Genomic DNA, 492 nt, shown 5'->3' with positions numbered 1-492 from the left:
ATCGCAGTGATGGTATGGCCTGCGTTTTCAAAGGTATCATTATTATTCACATCATAAGTAGCCACCGTGTCTTCATTCAGAGTTATGGCATCGTTGGCAATATCCACAACTGGATTGACTGTAATGGCAATGCTGTCCGTATCGCTTAAGGTTCCGTCACTGGTGACTATAGTTAAGCTGTCTGCACCGTTGTAATCGGCAATAGGATGGTAACTTAAACCATTTAATGCGGTGTTAATATTATTTGGAGCGCCCACCAGAGTCAGATTACCCGTGCCATTATTGCTGATGGTAACTCCTGCAGAAGCTGCAGCAGCCACTGCGGCTGCTGAAAGTGTTAACGTACCATGATTCACAGAAACAGTCGTGGTGACCAAAGCACTGTCAATATCAGTCAGGCTGATGGCATTGCCATTAGCAGTATTAAATACCAGGGTAACGTCTTCATTGACGTTTTGAGCTGCTGGTACCGTATTTATCGGCGCATCGTTG

1 protein-coding gene is annotated in these 492 nt (G+C 45.1%); it reads right to left on the bottom strand.

The features are described 5' to 3' along the window. A partial coding sequence (locus Lqua_RS18375; protein ID WP_193787184.1) for a hypothetical protein occupies positions 1-492 on the bottom strand: 492 nt, incomplete at both ends.

The organism is Legionella quateirensis (assembly GCF_001467955.1).
GTDB classification, from domain to species: domain Bacteria; phylum Pseudomonadota; class Gammaproteobacteria; order Legionellales; family Legionellaceae; genus Legionella; species Legionella quateirensis.
Note: the sequence above shows the minus strand (reverse complement) of the source record. Positions and strands in the feature narration are given on the sequence as shown.